This window comes from Desulfuromusa kysingii (genome assembly GCF_900107645.1).
Lineage (GTDB): Bacteria > Desulfobacterota > Desulfuromonadia > Desulfuromonadales > Geopsychrobacteraceae > Desulfuromusa > Desulfuromusa kysingii.
This window is the reverse complement of sequence record NZ_FNQN01000027.1, coordinates 1-1,566: the sequence shown is the minus strand read 5'-3', so window position 1 is coordinate 1,566 and position 1,566 is coordinate 1. Positions and strand designations below refer to the sequence as shown.

At 39.7% G+C, this 1,566-nt stretch carries 2 protein-coding genes; one reads left to right on the top strand and one right to left on the bottom strand.

Annotated features, from left to right (window positions below; translation table 11 throughout):
* Window positions 1-203: 203 nt before the first annotated feature.
* The gene (locus tag BLU87_RS17060) at window positions 204-758 is read right to left on the bottom strand and encodes a recombinase family protein (protein ID WP_092351048.1); all 555 of its coding nucleotides are present in this window, start codon (window positions 756-758) and stop codon (window positions 204-206) included.
* Window positions 759-1,331: 573 nt separating this feature from the next.
* On the opposite strand from BLU87_RS17060, the gene BLU87_RS17055 reads away from it, so the two are divergent.
* Window positions 1,332-1,566: site-specific integrase (locus tag BLU87_RS17055; RefSeq protein ID WP_175498448.1), on the top strand; the 235-nt coding region annotated here is incomplete at its 3' end.

Below are 1,566 nucleotides of genomic sequence, written 5' to 3'. Positions count from 1 at the left end.
GAGTTGTAACCGACTGTGACCATTTACACAAAGTTTTTTACACCCTCGGAAGTAGAGTAGTTTAGCGAAACTTCATCCTGAAAATGTTAAGGAAACTTTTTCTGGCCGATTGATTATTGCTCCACCTGATCAAAACCTTTGGTTTGCTCTGTATTATCTTCACCGGCAACGGGGGAATATTATTTCTAATAAAAGGGGGAAAGTCACTCTCTACTAAGCTTGAGTATTCTATAAACACTAGCAATGCCTATCCCAAGTTGTTCGGCGATGGCTTTTCGAGTTAAGCCATTCTCTGCTAAATTAATGACCTCATCCATTTTTGCACGAGCAGTTGGTTTACGTCCTTTGTATCGACCTTCTGCTTTTGCTTTGGCTATTCCTTCGGCTTGACGTTCCAGCATCATTTCTCGTTCAAAAGTTGCTATAGCGCCTAACATTGTCAACATCATCTTTCCTGTTGGAGAACTAGTGTCAAGGTTTATGTTGAGGACTTTAAAAGTAACGCCTTTTTCATGAAGGGTATCAACGATTTCTAAAAGGTGCCTTGTGCTTCTGGCAATGCGATCTATTTTAGTAACTATGACATTGTCACCTTCACGGACATAATCAAGTAAGGCCATTAATTGCGGTCTATCTTTCTTAACTCCGCTAATTTTTTCTTTAAATAGTTTGTCGATGCCGTGAGATTCAAGCTGATTTGTTTGAATCTCAAGAGATTGTCCTGTTGTGCTGACTCTTGCATATCCGATATTAGCCAAGTGGTCCTCCTTTTTTATATAGCCTATTACTATCAATCGGTACAAAGACTCTGTGATATTAGGCTATCATAAATAAATAATCAAGTCTATTGATAGCAACGTGGAGGGATTTTAAATGCTATCAGAAGGGCATGCTTTATTGATTGGTCAAAGATTATGTTTAATTCTACTTTAAGAACTACATTTACAATAGACGCTAAAATAGGGTCAGTTCTTTATTTCAAAAATCCATAGACATTTGAAAAGCTTTTTGACCTGATATTTGAGACCGAAGGAAAAATGCTAGATGGCAGACCTTTCTCGGATTCAAATTTTCTAAGTTGTGAAATGAATGGAAAACATTAAAGCTCGTGTAGTCACATATATAATAGATGCGCACCCGTTAAGGCAAATTATTGCAGCTTGACAAAATAGTAAAATACGGCTTGAATAACACGAGGTTGTGATTTCATTTCACTTAGGGGGGGGAAGAGTGGAAAGAAAGACTTATAAACAAAATCTGAACACCGCAGAACCGGGATCAAGCTGGTTGGCGGTGTTTTTTGTTTAAAGAACGAGTATTAGCGAGGGGGTATGACAAAAAGAGGGGGGCTACCATCTCAAGCGGATGGTACAGGGCAACCACCAAAACTGCTTGATCAGATGCGGGAATCCATACGCGTCAGGCACTATCGCGCACGCACGGAAGAAACCTATTGCCAGTGGGTTCGGCATTATATCTTATTTCATCAAAAACGCCATCCGGCAGATATGGGTGAGAGTGAAATCAATGCCTTTCTGACGCATTTAGCGGTCAAGGACAAAGTCA